This window comes from Vibrio sp. Isolate25, from assembly GCF_022398025.1.
Classification (GTDB): domain Bacteria; phylum Pseudomonadota; class Gammaproteobacteria; order Enterobacterales; family Vibrionaceae; genus Vibrio; species Vibrio coralliilyticus_A.
The window spans coordinates 233388-250380 of record NZ_JAKEUT010000002.1; the positions used below are offsets into that span (position 1 = coordinate 233388).

15 protein-coding genes are annotated in these 16993 nt (G+C 45.0%); 13 read left to right on the plus strand and 2 right to left on the minus strand.

The features are described 5' to 3' along the window. Window position 1: 1 nt before the first annotated feature. Together glnD and map are read right to left on the minus strand one after the other, a co-directional pair. Window positions 2–2623 carry a bifunctional uridylyltransferase/uridylyl-removing protein GlnD gene (gene glnD / locus L1D15_RS07755; protein WP_239875234.1) on the minus strand — a complete coding sequence of 874 codons (2622 nt, stop codon included), beginning with the start codon at window positions 2621–2623 and terminating at the stop codon, window positions 2–4. Between the two features lie 110 nt (window positions 2624–2733). Then, window positions 2734–3612, minus strand: a complete 879-nt coding sequence (gene map / locus L1D15_RS07760) for a type I methionyl aminopeptidase (protein ID WP_239838408.1) — start codon at window positions 3610–3612, stop codon at window positions 2734–2736. Window positions 3613–3974: 362 nt separating this feature from the next. On the opposite strand from map, the gene rpsB reads away from it, so the two are divergent. From rpsB to lpxA, 13 genes are all read left to right on the plus strand, one after another. Beyond that, window positions 3975–4703 carry a 30S ribosomal protein S2 gene (gene rpsB / locus L1D15_RS07765; RefSeq protein ID WP_006957912.1) on the plus strand — a complete coding sequence of 243 codons (729 nt, stop codon included), beginning with the start codon at window positions 3975–3977 and terminating at the stop codon, window positions 4701–4703. A 131-nt stretch (window positions 4704–4834) separates the two neighbouring features. After that, the gene (tsf, locus tag L1D15_RS07770; RefSeq protein ID WP_239875235.1) at window positions 4835–5677 is read left to right on the plus strand and encodes a translation elongation factor Ts; all 843 of its coding nucleotides are present in this window, start codon (window positions 4835–4837) and stop codon (window positions 5675–5677) included. Between the two features lie 181 nt (window positions 5678–5858). Beyond that, window positions 5859–6590, plus strand: coding sequence for a UMP kinase (pyrH, locus tag L1D15_RS07775; protein ID WP_006957910.1), 732 nt, complete (start codon window positions 5859–5861; stop codon window positions 6588–6590). Between the two features lie 101 nt (window positions 6591–6691). Beyond that, window positions 6692–7249, plus strand: coding sequence for a ribosome recycling factor (frr, locus tag L1D15_RS07780; protein WP_239838405.1), 558 nt, complete (start codon window positions 6692–6694; stop codon window positions 7247–7249). A gap of 96 nt (window positions 7250–7345) precedes the next feature. Next, on the plus strand, window positions 7346–8101 hold the full coding sequence (locus L1D15_RS07785; protein WP_239875236.1) for an isoprenyl transferase: 756 nt from the start codon (window positions 7346–7348) through the stop codon (window positions 8099–8101). Window positions 8102–8112: 11 nt separating this feature from the next. Next, a complete protein-coding gene (locus L1D15_RS07790) occupies window positions 8113–8955 on the plus strand; it encodes a phosphatidate cytidylyltransferase (protein WP_239875237.1) in 843 nt (280 codons plus the stop codon). 48 nt (window positions 8956–9003) lie between these two features. Beyond that, window positions 9004–10212: a 1-deoxy-D-xylulose-5-phosphate reductoisomerase gene (gene ispC, locus L1D15_RS07795; protein ID WP_239875238.1), complete on the plus strand. Its 1209-nt coding sequence runs from the start codon at window positions 9004–9006 to the stop codon at window positions 10210–10212. Beyond that, the gene (gene rseP, locus L1D15_RS07800; RefSeq protein ID WP_239864998.1) at window positions 10209–11567 is read left to right on the plus strand and encodes a sigma E protease regulator RseP; all 1359 of its coding nucleotides are present in this window, start codon (window positions 10209–10211) and stop codon (window positions 11565–11567) included. The genes ispC and rseP overlap by 4 nt, the downstream gene beginning before the upstream one ends. Window positions 11568–11605: 38 nt before the next feature. Beyond that, complete coding sequence (bamA, locus tag L1D15_RS07805; protein ID WP_239875239.1) at window positions 11606–14008, plus strand: outer membrane protein assembly factor BamA; 2403 nt, start codon at window positions 11606–11608, stop codon at window positions 14006–14008. 30 nt (window positions 14009–14038) lie between these two features. Beyond that, complete coding sequence (locus tag L1D15_RS07810; protein WP_239838454.1) at window positions 14039–14539, plus strand: OmpH family outer membrane protein; 501 nt, start codon at window positions 14039–14041, stop codon at window positions 14537–14539. 6 nt (window positions 14540–14545) lie between these two features. Then, complete coding sequence (gene lpxD, locus L1D15_RS07815) at window positions 14546–15577, plus strand: UDP-3-O-(3-hydroxymyristoyl)glucosamine N-acyltransferase (RefSeq protein ID WP_239864996.1); 1032 nt, start codon at window positions 14546–14548, stop codon at window positions 15575–15577. Between the two features lie 158 nt (window positions 15578–15735). Further along, entirely contained in the window at window positions 15736–16188 is a 453-nt protein-coding gene (fabZ, locus tag L1D15_RS07820; protein ID WP_239838398.1) for a 3-hydroxyacyl-ACP dehydratase FabZ, read from the plus strand. A 1-nt stretch (window position 16189) separates the two neighbouring features. After that, complete coding sequence (lpxA, locus tag L1D15_RS07825) at window positions 16190–16978, plus strand: acyl-ACP--UDP-N-acetylglucosamine O-acyltransferase (protein WP_239864994.1); 789 nt, start codon at window positions 16190–16192, stop codon at window positions 16976–16978. Window positions 16979–16993: the final 15 nt, after the last annotated feature.

The following is a 16993-nucleotide window of genomic DNA, read 5'->3' on the forward strand; positions in this document are numbered from 1 at the left end:
GCTAAGGGGCGAGCTCTGCCACATTCGCGATTAGGCTTTCTCTCAATTGGGCTTCTTGCTCTTCAGTCAGTTTTCCGCCTTGTTCACTGGTAATAATAAATAAGTCTTCCGCTCGTTCGCCGATAGTCGTGATTTTGGCGGCGTGGAGGTGAAGGGAGAGGTCAGCAAAGGTCGCTCCTACCGTGGCGAGCAATCCGGGGGTATCTAAGGCGACAAACTCCATTAATGTGCGTTTTTTGCTTTTTGTTGGCAGAAAATCTACGCACGTTTTTACCTTAAAGTGCTGTAAGTTCCTTGGTACGCGGCGGGTCTTTATCTTGGTTGGGCGCCCGTCTTGCAGTACGTGCATTAAGTGCTTAATGACCGCTTTGTGTCGGTTCTCATCAATTACTTGTCCATGTTGGTCCAAGACCATAAAGGTGTCCAGAACATAACCATCTTTACTGGTCATTACCTGCGCATCGTGCACATTAAAATTTCTCCTATCTAGCTCAGCGACCACGGTTGCAAACAGAGCATGTTGATCACGGCTGTAGACAAACACTTCTGTTCCCCCACGAGTGGCTTTCTTGGAAATCAGTATTAGAGGTTTGGAGTGGTCGTCATGGCGAAGTAGGTGAGTACAGTGCCAAGCAATTTGCTTGTGGGTATGACGAAGGAAGTAATCCGCTTTGAAGCGTTGCCATAGCACTTCTATTTCACGTGCGTTAAAGCCTTCTTTGCGTAGCAAAGCGGAGGCCAGTTGCTGGTTATGGCGGATTCGTTCCCGAACGTCGACAGGGTTCTCTAGGCCTCTGCGAAGTGCTCTTTGCGTCGAATAAAACAGCTCAGCTAAAAGCGTTCGTTTCCAACTGTTCCATAACTCTGGGTTAGTAGCGCAAATATCGGCTACTGTTAAGCAAACCAAGTACTCAAGATACTCTTCGTCACGCACCTTTTTGGCAAACTCAGTAATGACTTCTGGATCATAAATATCACGGCGCTGTGCTGTCACTGACATCAATAGGTGATGTCTCACTAGCCAAGCCACTAATTTGGCTTCTGGTTTGGACAGGCCGTGCTCGATGCAGAAATCGTACGCTTCGCTTTCGCCTATAACTGAATGGTCACCACCACGCCCTTTACCGATATCATGAAAAATGGCGGCGATGATCAGTAGTTCTTTCTTCTGAATACGTGGGTAGACTTCACAGCATATAGGGTGCTTATCGTAATTTTCCGGGTTGGCAAAAGTGTTGATGTGTTTTAGTAGCCTCACACTGTGTTCATCAACGGTGTATACATGAAACAAATCAAACTGCATTTGACCGACGATCTGGCTCCATTGCGGGAGATAAGCGGCAAGAACACCGAGCTTATGCATCAAGCTAAACGCTTTATGTAGCGCGTTTGGATGTCGACAAAGTTCAATAAAGGTTTCTCGTGCTTCTGGAATCGTATGGAGGAATTTATTGAGGCGTCGCCGTGCCGTACGCAATTGGCGAAGAGTCGGTGGAGCGACCCCTTCGATGCTTGAATCATTGGCAATGTGCAGGAACATATCAAGAATGGTTTCTGGGCGAGCTTGAAACAACGCGGGTTTGCGGGCTTCGATCAAGTGCCCGCGACGTTGAAAGTCATCGCTGAGAATTTCGGGTTCACTTTCGATGCCATTGTTGAGAATCGCTTGATCAAATAGCTTGAGTAGCATTTTATTCAGTTCTGCCACACGCCTCAGTGTGCGGTAGAACTCTTTCATCATCATTTCGACCCCGCGGTTTCCTTCGCCTTCAAAGCCAAGGCATTCCGCGACCTGAGCCTGATGAGCAAAAGTCAGCCGGTTGTCATATCGTTTTAGCTGTAAATGGAGCGCAAAACGTACTCGCCATAAATAATCCTGACACTCGACGAGCTCTCGATATTCCGCATCGGTTAAAAAACCATATTTGCTCATTTCTAGCAAAGAGGTAGCACCGAAGTGGCGGCGTGCTACCCAGCTTAGTGTGTGAATATCTCTTAGCCCACCGGGTGTTGATTTGATATCCGGTTCAAGGTTATAAGTCGTGTCATGATATCGAGCATGGCGATCTCGCTGCTCCTGTACTTTGGCTTTATAGAATGTTTCGCTCGGCCAAAAGGAGTCAGAATGCATTTCCAGTTTCAGCTTTTGGAACGTCTCTTCACAGCCGCACAGCAGCCTTGCCTCCTGAAGGTTGGTCGCAACGGTGAGATCGTCTCGTCCAATGGCGGCACACTGCTCGACGGTTCGCACTGCGTGGCCGATTTCTAATTTTAAATCCCATAGTAGAGTAATGAACTCACTGACTTTACTGGCTAGAATGTCAGGCAGGGAGTGCCGAGACACGACTAAGATATCGATATCAGACAGAGGGTGAAGCTCTCCTCTTCCATAACCACCAACGGCAACCAAGCTGATATTGGGCATTTCAGAGAAACCAAAATGTTGCCAGAGTCGATTAAGGAGTAAGTCTATATAGTCAGAGCGACCTAAGACGAGATCCGTTACTGGATGGTGATTGAGAAACTCTTGTTTCTGGTAGAGGTAAAACTGCTCAAGTTGAGACTTGAGTTCATTAATTGAAATCTGCTCATCAGCAAATGTCAAAGGAGACTGAAAGGGCATACTGCAAATCCGTGCGAAACATCCATTAGATACCAATCTAACAAAATGAGGCAGATAAAAAAATATCCCCAATGATGTGGGGATATTTTATCGAACTCAGCGGGATAAACTTAAACGTTGTTCATCATACGTGGAATTGTGTCATCACTGCGCAGCGTCATCACTTCACAGCCAGTTTTAGTTACTAAAATGGTGTGCTCGTACTGGGCTGATTTTTTGCCGTCTCCAGTGTACACAGTCCAGTCATCCTCCGCATCAACTGTCACGCCAAACTTACCAGCGTTGATCATAGGTTCGATGGTGAAACACATCCCTTCTTTTAGTACGCGGCGATCGTTGTTTTTGTAATGAACTATCTGTGGCTCTTCATGGAACTCACTGCCAATACCGTGACCGCAGAAGTCTTTGACGATCGAGAACTTATTCCGTGGGTTCTTTTTGTTGTTTTCTTTAATGTATTTCTCTATCGCTGTACCGATATCACCAACCGTAGCCCCTGGCTTCACCTTACGCATACCGACATAGAGTGCTTCCTGAGTCACCATACACAAGCGCTTATCCGCTGGAGACACATCACCAACGAAGAACATTTTAGAAGTGTCGCCGTGATAACCTTGTGGGCGTACGCTGAGGTCGGCATTATCATCATTAGGTATGATTACAGTGATATCGACGTTGATGATATCGCCGTTTTTAAGGACAGCAGGTTTGGGCTGGCCATTACTGCCAATTTCATCTTGCGATGCTGGGATACCATGACACACAATATGGTTGATAGATGTGCAAATTGACTTTGGGAATCCATGATAATCAAGTGGTGCGGAATAGGCGCCTTTTTCAATCCCGTAGTCGTGACAAATTTGGTTGAGCTCATCCGTTGTAACCCCTTCTTTAATATGGGGTTCGATCATTTCAAGGATCTCTGCGGCTAACGCGCCTGCGATACGCATACGTTCGATTTCTTCAGCGGTTTTAATCTTGATTGACATCGGCTTTCTCTATTTCATTCGGTAGCACTCTTTGGTGCGAATGGGCGCATTCTATCAGGAACCACAACTAATGAGAATGATTCTTCATGAAGCTTTGTACGCATATCGGGTGGTTTAGAGTTAGTCGTCATAAGTGATAATCGTTTTTTTACTAGTCACAGAGGGTGAAAATATGGTATAAAGCGCGCCGGAAATGTGGTCAGTTCTCTTCACTTCTTTTTGAAATCGGCGAAGCTGGTCAGTTCCACATAAACTTTTATCTTTAAATCACACACATTCCGTCACATATTCCGGGGTGCTGGGCAGAAGCCTAGTCGGAGTTATGGGGGATGTGGAGGCCTAACCCCATAGAGGATTTTAAAATGGCAACTGTATCAATGCGCGATATGCTTAAAGCTGGTGTTCACTTCGGTCACCAGACTCGTTACTGGAACCCAAAAATGAAGCCATTCATCTTTGGTGCTCGTAACAAAGTTCATATCATCAACCTAGAAAAAACGGTACCAATGTTCAACGACGCTCTAGCTGAGCTAGCTAAAGTTGGCGAAAAGAAAGGTAAAGTTCTATTTGTAGGTACTAAGCGCGCTGCATCTGAAGCTGTTAAAGAAGCTGCTGTTGCAAGCAACCAGTTCTACGTTAACAACCGCTGGTTAGGCGGTATGCTAACAAACTACAAAACTGTTCGTCAGTCTATCAAGCGTCTAAAAGACCTAGAAGCACAGTCTCAAGACGGTACTTTTGACAAACTAACTAAGAAAGAAGCTCTAATGCGTACTCGTGAAATGGAGAAGCTAGAGAAATCTCTTGGTGGTATCAAAGATATGGGCGGCCTACCAGACGCTCTATTCGTAATCGACGCTGATCACGAGCACATCGCAGTTAAAGAAGCAAACAACCTAGGTATCCCAGTTTACGCTGTAGTTGATACTAACTCTAACCCAGATGGCGTTGACTTCGTTATCCCTGGTAACGATGACGCAATCCGTGCGGTACAGCTATACCTAAACGCTGCTGCTTCTGCAGTAACTGAAGGTCGTAACAAAGATGTTGCTGCAGCTGCTGAAAAAGACGGTTTCGTAGAAGCTGAATAATAGCGGCTCCGCGTCACACTTGGTCTATGTGAAATCTAGTTGTCGCATAAACTAAGTTATAGTTATCAGCAGGGGCCGAAAATGTAGGCCCCTGTTTTTTACCAAATCCAGATTAAACTGAGGAATAGAGAATGGCTGTTACTGCTGCTCTAGTTAAAGAACTGCGCGACCGTACTGGCGCAGGCATGATGGAATGTAAGAAAGCGCTTGTTGAAACTAACGGCGACATCGAACTAGCAATCGAAAACATGCGTAAATCAGGTGCTGCAAAGGCTGCTAAAAAAGCAGGTAACGTAGCGGCTGAAGGCGCAATCATCATCAAAGAAGACAACGGCGTTGCTGCTCTTCTTGAAGTTAACTGCCAAACTGACTTCGTTGCTAAAGATGCTAACTTCACTGCATTTGCAGAGAAAGTGGCAGCTGACGCTCTAGCTTCTAAAGCTTCTGTTGAAGAGCTAGTTGCTAAATTCGAAGAAGAGCGTGTTGCTCTAGTTGCTAAAATTGGTGAAAACATCAACATCCGTCGTGTTCAATACGTTGAAGGTGCTGCTATCGCTTCTTACCGTCACGGTGAGAAAATCGGTGTAGTTGTTGCTGGTGAAGGCGACGCTGAAACTCTTAAGCACGTTGCAATGCACGTAGCGGCTTCTCGTCCAGAGTACGTAAACCCAGAAGACGTACCAGCTGACGTAGTTGAAAAAGAGAAAGCGGTTCAAGTAGAAATCGCGATGAACGAAGGCAAACCAGCTGAAATCGCAGAGAAAATGGTTGTTGGCCGCATGAAGAAATTCACAGGCGAAATCTCTCTGACTGGTCAAGCATTCGTTATGGAACCTAAGAAGTCTGTAGGCGAAATCCTAAAAGAGCGCGGTGCTTCAGTAGCTACATTCGTTCGCCTAGAAGTAGGTGAAGGTATCGATAAAGGCGAAGAAATGAGCTTCGCTGACGAAGTAGCAGCTGCTCAAAAAGGTTAATCCTTAGAGAAGCGCATAAAGTTTAGACCGTAGCCAAGGCTGCGGTCTTTTTACGACTGGCGTCTAAACGATTAACCGTGATGAATGGGCAAGAATTCAGCGCTTTTCAGAATAGAAAATGCATCTCTTGTCCATCCATGACTGTTAATCAACAACAACTCTCTTTTGGAAGGTAAACTCCATGACTACGAACCCTAAACCAGCGTATCAACGTATTCTGTTAAAACTGAGTGGTGAAGCACTTCAAGGCGAAGAAGGTTTTGGTATTGATCCTGCGATCTTGGATCGTATGGCTCAAGAAGTAAAAGAACTGGTTGAACTGGGTGTTCAGGTCGGTGTGGTTATCGGTGGTGGTAACTTGTTCCGTGGTGCAGGTCTTGCTGAAGCGGGCATGAACCGTGTTGTTGGTGACCACATGGGTATGTTAGCTACAGTAATGAACGGTTTAGCGATGCGTGACGCTTTGCACCGTGCATACGTAAATGCTCGTGTTATGTCTGCAATCCCACTAAAAGGTGTGTGTGACGATTACAACTGGGCCGATGCAATCCGCGAACTGCGCCAAGGCCGTGTTGTTATCTTCTCAGCAGGTACAGGTAACCCATTCTTCACAACAGATTCTGCTGCATGTCTACGCGGAATTGAAATTGAAGCTGACGTAGTTCTAAAAGCGACAAAAGTTGATGGTGTATTTACGGCTGACCCAGTAGCCAACCCTGACGCAGAGCTGTATGATAACCTGAGCTACGCAGAAGTTCTTGATAAAGAACTAAAAGTGATGGATTTAGCAGCATTTACACTGGCTCGTGACCATAAAATGCCAATCCGCGTATTCAATATGAACAAACCAGGCGCACTACGTCGCGTGGTAATGGGTGAAGCAGAAGGCACTCTGATTAGCACTGCTGAATAATTCATTCAACCGCAGCGTGACTAATTCATGCTGCGGCATTGCCTTTTGAAGAATCCTGATTAGGCTTTCTTCTGAAAAGAATTACACATTAAGGTGATATTGTGATTAACGAAATCAAACAAGACGCTCAAGAGCGCATGGAAAAAAGCGTAGAAGCGCTAAAGAACAACCTTTCTAAAGTACGTACAGGTCGTGCTCATCCAAGCTTACTTTCTGGTATCTCGGTAGAGTACTACGGTGCGCCGACACCTCTAAACCAGGTCGCGAACGTAGTAGCAGAAGATGCTCGTACACTAGCAATCACAGTATTCGATAAAGAGCTAACGCCAAAAGTTGAGAAAGCGATCATGATGTCTGACCTAGGCCTAAACCCTATGTCTGCAGGTACTATCATCCGCGTTCCACTTCCACCGTTAACGGAAGAGCGTCGTAAAGATCTCGTGAAAATCGTTCGTGGCGAAGCTGAAGGTGGCCGTGTGGCGATTCGCAATATCCGTCGTGATGCGAATGGTGAACTTAAAGCACTACTAAAAGATAAAGAGATTTCTGAAGACGAAGATCGTAAAGGTCAGGAGGAGATTCAGAAAATCACCGACGCAGCTGTTAAGCAAGTCGATGAAGTATTAGCGGCAAAAGAAAAAGAGTTGATGGAAGTTTAATTCCATCCAGACTCTGGATACAGAGAACGCTGTGCTCGCAGCACAGCGTTTTTTTATGCTACTCTTTGTCCCCTGCTGGTAATCATAAATCCTTGTATGCAAAACTTTCAACTCTCACCAGAATCACTTCCTAAACACATTGCAATCATCATGGACGGCAACGGCCGATGGGCAAAAGCTCAGGGTAAACCGCGTGTCTTTGGTCATAAAAATGGTGTTGCTGCGGTTAGAAAAACCATTTCAACGTCTGCTAAATTGGGTATCAAGGCTGTCACTCTCTTTGCTTTTAGTAGTGAAAATTGGCGTCGACCTGAAGAGGAGGTTGGTGTTTTGATGGAGCTGTTCATTACGGTTCTATCGACAGAAGTGAAAAAGCTGCACAAAAACAATTTACGTTTACGTGTGATTGGCGACAAGAGCCGCTTTAATGAACGCCTACAGAAGAAGATAGCTCAAGCAGAAGCACTCACTGCCGGTAATAGTGGCATGGTGATCAATATTGCTGCGAACTACGGTGGCAAGTGGGACATTGTAGAGGCAACGAAAGAGATTGCCGCTAAAGTAGCCAACGGTGAGATCAGTGCAAATGAGGTGAATGAAGAGTTGGTTACTCAGCATTTAACGATGTCAGATTTGCCAGAAGTTGACTTGTTGATTAGAACCAGCGGTGAATGCCGAATTAGTAATTTTATGTTGTGGCAAATGGCTTATGCTGAAATGTACTTCACGCCAATTTACTGGCCTGAGTTCGATGAAAACAGCTTGATTGAAGCAGTGACTTGGTTTGTTAATCGAGAAAGACGATTTGGTTGCACCGGTGAACAAATCAAGGCATTGATGGAAAGCGATTAAAGGAATCAAGTTTGAAACAAAGAATTATAACCGCGCTTATCCTTGCTCCTTTAGTGATACTCGGCATTTTTGAATTATCGCTACCACTATTCATGCTCGCGATTGCTGCAGTGACTGCCATTGGTTATTGGGAATGGACTCAATTTGTCGAGCATAAAACACGTATAATGGCGTTAATTCCAAGCGTCGTAGTAAGTGTCGCCACTTTAATAGTGATTCCGTTTGATGCTCTAAGCTTAAATGCGGTAACGGAAAGCCACTTAACAGTGTTATTAATAGGCGGTTTATGGTGGGTTGCATCCAGCGGCTTAGCCATTACTTACCCCAATTCGGCCAAATTTTGGCAAAACTCGAACTTACTTCGCCATCTTTTTGGTATTTTGACACTACTGCCCTTTTTTTGGAGTGTATTGCTACTGCGTGCCGAAGGCATCCACCAAGATACGTACCATGGCGCTAAGTTGGTTCTATTTGTGTGTTTTATTGTCTGGGCAGCAGACAGCGGTGCTTATTTCGCAGGAAAGAGCTTCGGCAAACGTAAAATGGCGCCTCATGTCAGCCCGAACAAGACCATTGAAGGTTTGGTTGGCGGTGTTGTGACGGCTATTATTGTTGGCTGGGCGACGGCTAACTGGTTTGAGATTGAATTTAGTAGCCCCATTGCGATGGTTATGATCACCTTAGTGACAGTGGTGATATCTGTGCTGGGTGATTTAGTGGAAAGTATGTTCAAGCGTGTTTCTGGTATTAAAGACAGCAGTAATATTATTCCAGGACACGGTGGTGTATTGGATCGCATTGACAGTTTGACCGCGGCTTTCCCGGTCTTTGCTCTTCTTTATTTTGTTTTCTAATTTTAGGCAGATTGAGATCTGCCTCCTTACTTTCACTGGTTTCTTGCTATGCGTAAGCTGACAATTTTAGGTGCAACTGGCTCTATTGGTGACAGCACTTTTAAAGTTATTGAACAGAACCCCGAACAGTTTTCGATTGTTGCGCTTGCAGCAGGGAATAATGTCGAGAAGATGCGCCAACTTTGCCAAAAGTGGCAACCTAAATACGCTGTGATGGCGAGCGATAGTGCGGCCATGAAGCTTAAAGGCCAACTGCAAGAGCTTAAACTTTCAACTGAAGTGTTAGCGGGCCAAGAAGCGATGATGCACATTTCGTCGTTTGATGAAGTCGACACGGTTATGGCCGCGATTGTCGGTGCGGCCGGGCTATTACCGACGATGGCGGCAGTGAAAGCTGGCAAACGCGTATTACTCGCTAACAAAGAAGCTCTGGTTATGTCTGGGCAGTTGTTCATCGATGCTGTAAACACTCATGGTGCTGAACTGATGCCAGTAGATAGTGAGCATAATGCGATTTTCCAGTGCCTCCCCGAGGCGATTCAAACAAATCTTGGCAGCTGTGATTTAGAAAAGCAGGGCATCCAGCATATTCTCTTGACTGGCTCTGGTGGTCCTTTTCGTTACAGTGATGTGAGTACCTTGTCATCTGTCACTCCAGAACAAGCTATCGCTCACCCTAATTGGTCAATGGGGCCAAAGATCTCCGTTGATTCTGCAACCATGATGAATAAAGGATTGGAGTATATTGAGGCGAAATGGCTGTTTAATGCCCGTCGTGAACAGCTCAAAGTGTTGATTCATCCGCAATCTGTGATTCACTCTATGGTGCAATACAAAGATGGCTCTTTATTAGCTCAGATGGGTGAACCCGATATGGCCACACCTATCGCACTCACGTTGTCTTACCCTGAAAGGGTTTCCGCGGGTGTCGCGCCTTTGGACTTCACAAAAATTGCTGAGCTGACGTTTCTTGAGCCCGACTTTAGTCGTTATCCTTGCCTTAAACTTGCGATCGATGCTTGCTATGAAGGTCAGCATGCTACAACGGCTCTCAATGCTGCAAATGAAATTGCGGTAGAAGCTTTCCTTTCACACCATCTTAAATTCACCGATATTGCAGTGGTGAATGAACGAGTAGCAAATCACGTGTGCTCTAAGAATCGCCAATCTGATTGTGATAACTTGGAAAGCATCTTAGAGCTGGATAAAATGGCGCGAGATTTGGCTATTGAAACCATTAAAGAGCGTACACTATGACTGGGATTTTGTGGAACTTCGCCTCGTTTATCATTGCATTAGGCATTTTAGTTGCCGTGCATGAATTCGGCCATTTCTGGGTTGCACGTCGCTGTGGCGTTAAAGTAGAAAAATTTTCTATTGGTTTCGGTAAGTCAATTTGGAGCAAGATTGGCAAAGACGGTACTGAGTATAGCATTTCAATTATTCCATTAGGCGGTTACGTCAAAATGCTTGATGGGCGGGTTGATGACGTGCCAGAAGGACAAAAAAAACAGGCGTTTGATACTCAGCCTTTGTGGAAGCGAACTTCTATCGTTGCTGCTGGACCAGCCTTTAACTTTTTCTTTGCCGTGTTCGCTTACTGGTTGGTTTTCATGATTGGTGTGCCGGCAGTTAAGCCTGTGGTTGGTCAGGTTGAGCCTCATTCCATCGCTGCCGAAGCGGGTTTAGAGTCTGGCATGGAACTAAAAGCCGTCTCTGGCGTCAAAACTCCGGATTGGGAATCGGTTAACATGGGATTAATTGCTCACATCGGTGATGAGCAATTAACGATGACAGTCACGCCAGCCGATGGCATCGGGGTTGAAGAAGTGCGGACCTTTGACCTATCTACTTGGAACTTTGATCCAGAAAACGAGTCTGCTATGTCAGCACTTGGTTTTAAGCCTTTTACTCCTGAAATCTCAACCACATTAGCGACGGTTTCTGAAGGGGGAGCAGGCGAAGTGGCAGGTTTACAAGCTGGAGATAAGTTGATTGCAGCTAACGGCAAACCAATCACCAGTTGGCAGCAAGTGGTTGATCTTATCCAAGAGCATCCGAATCAAGTGGTTGACTTACAAATTGATCGAGCAGGTGTGACACAAAACCTGACCCTTATTCCTGATAGCCGTGAGCTTGCAGATAAGCGAACGATAGGATTTGCAGGAATCGCTCCTGAAGTCGCAGAATGGCCTGAAAACTATCGCTTCGAACTTCAATTTGGTGTATTTGAGTCAATCGGCAAAGCGATTGAAAAAACCGGACAAATTATTGACCTAACAATCAGCATGTTGAAAAAACTGATTGTAGGGGATGTGGGATTAAACAACTTAAGTGGGCCGATCTCGATTGCAAAAGGCGCAGGAACTACAGCGGATTACGGTTTGGTGTATTTCCTTGGTTTCCTTGCGTTGATCAGTGTTAACTTAGGTATCATAAACCTTGTGCCATTACCTATGTTGGATGGTGGACATTTATTGTTTTTTGCTATTGAGGCAGTGATCAGACGCCCTGTACCTGAACGCATTCAGGAGATGGGGTACCGCGTAGGCGGGGCAATTATTTTCTCTCTAATGGCAGTGGCGATATTTAATGATTTTGCTCGTCTGTAGCTGGGCAAAGGTTGTAGTAAGGAATAACTAAAACAAACATGGCGATGAAAAAAATTCTATTTGCCACGCTACTGGCAACAAGCGTGAGTGCAAATGGTGCCGAAAACTTTGTTGTTGAAGACATTCAAATTGATGGGCTACAGCGTGTTGCACTGGGTGCGGCATTGCTTAAAATGCCAGTACGTATCGGTGATACGGTCGATAGTCAGGATGTGTCCGAAATTATTAAGGCTTTGTACGCTTCAGGTAACTTTGAAGACATCAAGGTTTTGCGTGATGGTAATCAGCTGTTGGTTCAAGTCAAAGAGCGACCAACGATTGCAAATATCTCGTTTTCTGGCAATAAGGCGATTAAAGAAGAGCAGTTACAGCAAAACCTCGATGCGTCAGGTGTTCGAGTGGGTGAAGCTCTGGATCGCACCACGCTTTCGAATATTGAGAAAGGCCTCGAAGATTTCTATTACAGCGTAGGTAAGTACAACGCAACGGTAAAGGCGGTTGTCACTCCTCTTCCTCGTAATCGTTCAGACTTAAAGTTTGTTTTCTCTGAAGGTGTCTCGGCGAAAATTCAACAAATTAACTTTATCGGTAACGATGTGTTTACGGATGAAGAGCTACTGAGTCGCTTTAATTTGAATGTCGATGTGGCTTGGTGGAATTTCCTGTCTGATGATAAATACCAGAAGCAAGTCCTTGCTGGTGATATTGAGGCCCTCAAATCCTATTATTTAGACCGTGGCTACCTTAAGTTCAAAGTTGATTCGACACAGGTTGCGATTTCTCCAGACAAGAAAGGCGTTTATATCACCTTAGCCGTTGATGAAGGCCTTCCATACACTGTTAAGGATGTAAAATTCCGCGGTGAATTGATTGGTAAAGAGGCTGAATTTGAGGCTTTAGTACCGTTTGAAAGTGGCGATGTTTATAACGGTTCTCAGGTGACGAGCTTAGAAGAGAGTGTGAAACGCGTGCTTGGTGAAGCCGGTTACGCCTATCCTCAAGTTCGTACTATCCCAGAATTCGATGATGAAACTCAGCAGGTTTCTTTAGTGGTTAATGTTGAGGCTGGCCAACGTATTTACGTCCGCGATATTCGCTTTGTCGGTAACAATTCGACTAAAGATGAAGTGTTACGTCGTGAAATGCGTCAAATGGAAGGCAGTTGGCTGAACTCAAAATCGATTGAAACGGGTAAGAATCGATTAAGTCGTCTTGGTTACTTTGAAACCGTCGATGTTCAGACTGTTCGTGTTCCAGGCAGTGAAGACCAAGTTGATCTTGTCTACAACGTTAAGGAAGCTAACTCAGGAAGTGTAAACTTCGGTATCGGATACGGTACTGAGTCTGGTGTCAGTTTCCAAGTTGGTTTGCAACAAGATAACTTCCTAGGCTCTGGCAACCGCGTTGGTATTAGCGCGATGATGAACGATTACCAAAAGAACGTCAGTCTGGATTATCGTGACCCATACTGGAACCTTGATGGTGTCAGCTTAGGCGGTAAGATTTTCTATAACACGTTTGAAGCTTCTGAAGCGGGGATCGTTGACTATACCAATGAAAGTTATGGTACTAGCCTGACGTGGGGTTTCCCGGTTGACGAGTTGAATAGCCTAGAGTTTGGTATTGGCTATACACACAATAAGATTGGTAATGTTCCAACTTATGATCAGGCCCAATTGTTTGCTCAGAGTATTGGCCAGCCAAATGGGGATATCATTACCAACGATTTTGATTTGAATGTTTCTTGGACACGCAATAATCTGAACCGTGGTTTCTTCCCAACGGCCGGTAACTATCAACGTGCATTTGCTAAAGCAACGATTCCAAGCTCTGATGCTCAGTACTTCAAAGTTCAGTATGACGTTCGTCAATATGTCCCCCTCACTAAAAAGCATGAGTTTACGTTATTGATGCGTGGACGTTTGGGCTACGGTAATGGCTATGGTCAAACGGATGGCAACGATAACCTATTCCCATTCTATGAAAACTACTATGCAGGGGGCTTCACCTCACTGCGTGGTTTCCGCTCTAATTCGGCGGGCCCAAAAGCGGTTTATACGAAGACTTCAGGATCTTGTGGTAACAATGGTTGTGTCGATGCAACAGATGACTCTGTTGGTGGTAATGCGGTTGCATTAGCCAGCATGGAGCTTATCGTTCCTACGCCATTTGCCTCAGATGAAGCTCGCAGCCAGATTCGAACTAGTTTGTTCGTTGATGCTGCAAGCGTGTGGGATACCGAGTTTGTTTATCGTGAAGGGGTTAATGATCCTTATTACAATGATTACTCAGATCCAACCAACTATCGCGCGTCATACGGGGCTGCTTTGCAGTGGATGTCGCCAATGGGGCCTTTGGTCTTCTCAATAGCTAAACCAATTAAAATCTATGAAGGTGATGACGAAGAATTCTTCACTTTCACTATCGGCAGAACCTTCTAAACATATACAGAGGAATATACAGTGAACAAAATGATTAAAGCGGCTGGATTGAGCCTTGTAGTGATGTCATCTTCTTTCTTCGCGAATGCAGCAGAAGCGGCACAAAAAATTGGCTACATTAATACAGCACAAGTGTTTCAGGCGCTTCCTCAACGTGAAGTAGTACTGCAAAAAATGCAGCAAGAGTTCAAAGATAAAGCTGATGAGCTAAAATCTATCCAAGCTGAAGCGAAAACGAAAATTGAAAAGCTACAGCGTGATGGTGAACTACTTGGCCAAGATGAAGTAGAAAAACTACGTGTTGAAGTTGCTCAGCTTGATAGTAAATACAAAATCAAAGCACAGGCGCTTGAAAAGGCATCAGCACGCCGTGAGAACGAAGAAAAACAGAAGCTATTCAAAGTGATTCAGGACGCAGTAAAGAAAGTGGCTGAAAAAGAAGGCTACGATATCGTTGTTGATATTCAAACCATGCAATATGGCAAACCTGAATATAATATTTCTGAGAAAGTAATTAACGCACTTAAGTAATTGACTATGGCAGCACTCACTTTAGCCGATTTGGCAAACATTACCGGGGGTGAACTGCATGGTGACGCACAAGCTGAGGTCACTATGGTCGCTCCGATGGATAAGGCTCAGAAAGGTCATGTCACTTTTTTGTCTAATCCTAAATACGCCAAGCACCTAGCTGATTGTATGGCTACGGTGGTAATGGTGAAAGAAGCTCAACGTGAGTTATGCTCGGGTAACGTTTTGGTTGTCGATGACCCATATGTTGCTTTTGCTAAAGTGACTCAAGCATTAGATGTTACTCCTGCACCCGCAGAGGGGATATCGCCTTCTGCAGTAATTGCTGATGATGCAGTAATTGGTGCGAATGTCTCTGTTGGTGCTAATGCTGTGATTGAAGCTGGTGTGCAGCTAGCCGATAATGTGGTGATTGGTGCCGGCTGTTTCATTGGTAAAAATGCCCAAATTGGTACCAATACTAAGCTTTGGTCAAATGTGAGTATTTATCATGAAGTTATTATTGGTTGTGATTGCTTAATTCAATCGAATACCGTGATTGGCTCTGATGGTTTTGGCTATGCCAACGAAAAAGGTGAATGGATCAAGATTCCACAACTTGGTACGGTTAGAATTGGTAATCGTGTTGAGATTGGCGCTTGTACTACGATCGATCGCGGAGCCTTGGATGATACCGTCATTGAAGATAATGTTATCATTGATAACCAAATGCAGATCGCTCACAACGTACACATCGGATATGGTTCAGCTATGGCTGGTGGTACAGTAGTTGCGGGCAGTACTAAGATTGGGAAATATTGCATTATTGGTGGAGCGACTGTCATCAATGGCCATATCGAGATTGCCGATGGTGTGACCATTACCGGAATGGGAATGGTGATGCGAAGCATTGAAGAAAAAGGCATGTATTCTTCAGGTATTCCGCTACAACCGAATAAAGAATGGCGTAAAACTGCCGCGCGTGTTCATCGAATTGATGAAATGAACAAACGCCTCAAAGCAATTGAAAAGCAGTTAGCGCAGGAAGACAACGAATAACCCAACTTTTATTAAAAAGACTCGCTATGTGCGGGTCTTTTTTTCTGACTCATTCCGTGGACTCAATAGAACAACGCCCGCGAGCGTGCTTAGCATATTGAGAGGACTTGGGTATAATGCCTGCCAGTTAATTTAGCATTCAATATAGGAATATGACTTTGACTACTGAAAACAAAACGATGAACATCACTGAAATCCAAGAGCTGTTACCGCATCGCTATCCATTTTTGTTGATTGATCGTGTGATTGATTTCCAAGAAGAAAAATACCTAACTGCGATCAAAAACGTTTCAGTGAATGAGCCTCAGTTTACAGGTCATTTCCCTCAACTTCCGGTATTCCCTGGTGTCTTGATCCTTGAGGCGATGGCACAAGCGACGGGGTTACTGGCGTTCAAATCGTTTGGTGCACCTTCTGAAAATGAACTGTATTACTTCGCGAGCGTGGATGGCGCAAAATTCCGCAAACCAGTGACACCAGGCGATCAACTCGTTATTGAAGTAGAATTCATTAAAGAGCGCCGTGGCATTGCTGCATTTAATGGTGTAGCAAAAGTAGACGGTGACGTTGTATGTTCAGCAGAACTTAAGTGTGCTCGTCGAGAGTTTTAATATGATTCATGAAACAGCTCAAGTCCATCCTTCCGCTGTCATTGAAGGTGATGTGCAAATCGCTGCCAACGTGACTGTGGGGCCGTTTACCTACATTTCTGGAAAGATTGAGATAGGTGAAGGCACAGAGGTCATGTCGCATGTGGTGATCAAAGGTCATACTACGATTGGCAAAGACAACCGTATCTTTCCACACGCCGTAATTGGTGAAGAAAACCAAGATAAGAAATATGGCGGTGAAGACACCACGGTGGTGATAGGCGATCGCAATGTGATTCGTGAAGCGGTTCAGATCCATCGTGGTACGGTGCAAGATAAAGCCACCACTGTGATTGGCGATGATAATCTTCTGTGTGTGAATGCACACATTGCTCATGATGTGATAGTCGGCAACCATACCCATGTTGGTAACAACGCCATCTTGGGTGGGCACGTGACCGTGGAAGATCACGCGGGTGTCATGGCGCTTTCGGCTATCCATCCATTCTGTAAAGTCGGTGCTTATAGCTACATTGGTGGCTGTTCTGCAGTAGTCAAAGATGTTCCGCCTTACGTATTGGCACAAGGTAACCATGCTACGCCGTTTGGCTTGAACTTAGTTGGTTTACAGCGTAATGGCTTCGAAAAAAGTGAATTGCGTGCTTTGCGTAACGCTTATAAAGAGTTTTATCGTGCGGGTAAAACTCAAGCTGAAGCGAAAGAAGTATTGTTGGAAATGGCACAGCAATGGCCCTCTATCCAGCACTTTATTGACTTTGTTGAAAGTTCAGAGCGTGGCGTTATTCGCTAAGTGTCACTGAATTCA

Excerpts from the sequence above, each read along its gene's own strand:
- lpxA (WP_239864994.1), top strand. The coding sequence starts at position 16,190 with ATGATTCATGAAACAGCTCAAGTCCATCCTTCCGCTGTCATTGAAGGT.
- ispC (WP_239875238.1), top strand. The coding sequence starts at position 9,004 with ATGCGTAAGCTGACAATTTTAGGTGCAACTGGCTCTATTGGTGACAGC.
- bamA (WP_239875239.1), top strand. The coding sequence starts at position 11,606 with ATGGCGATGAAAAAAATTCTATTTGCCACGCTACTGGCAACAAGCGTG.
- L1D15_RS07810 (WP_239838454.1), top strand. The coding sequence starts at position 14,039 with ATGATTAAAGCGGCTGGATTGAGCCTTGTAGTGATGTCATCTTCTTTC.
- L1D15_RS07785 (WP_239875236.1), top strand. The coding sequence starts at position 7,346 with ATGCAAAACTTTCAACTCTCACCAGAATCACTTCCTAAACACATTGCA.
- pyrH (WP_006957910.1), top strand. The coding sequence starts at position 5,859 with ATGACTACGAACCCTAAACCAGCGTATCAACGTATTCTGTTAAAACTG.
- tsf (WP_239875235.1), top strand. The coding sequence starts at position 4,835 with ATGGCTGTTACTGCTGCTCTAGTTAAAGAACTGCGCGACCGTACTGGC.
- lpxD (WP_239864996.1), top strand. The coding sequence starts at position 14,546 with ATGGCAGCACTCACTTTAGCCGATTTGGCAAACATTACCGGGGGTGAA.
- rseP (WP_239864998.1), top strand. The coding sequence starts at position 10,209 with ATGACTGGGATTTTGTGGAACTTCGCCTCGTTTATCATTGCATTAGGC.
- map (WP_239838408.1), bottom strand. The coding sequence starts at position 3,612 with ATGTCAATCAAGATTAAAACCGCTGAAGAAATCGAACGTATGCGTATC.
- glnD (WP_239875234.1), bottom strand. The coding sequence starts at position 2,623 with ATGCCCTTTCAGTCTCCTTTGACATTTGCTGATGAGCAGATTTCAATT.
- rpsB (WP_006957912.1), top strand. The coding sequence starts at position 3,975 with ATGGCAACTGTATCAATGCGCGATATGCTTAAAGCTGGTGTTCACTTC.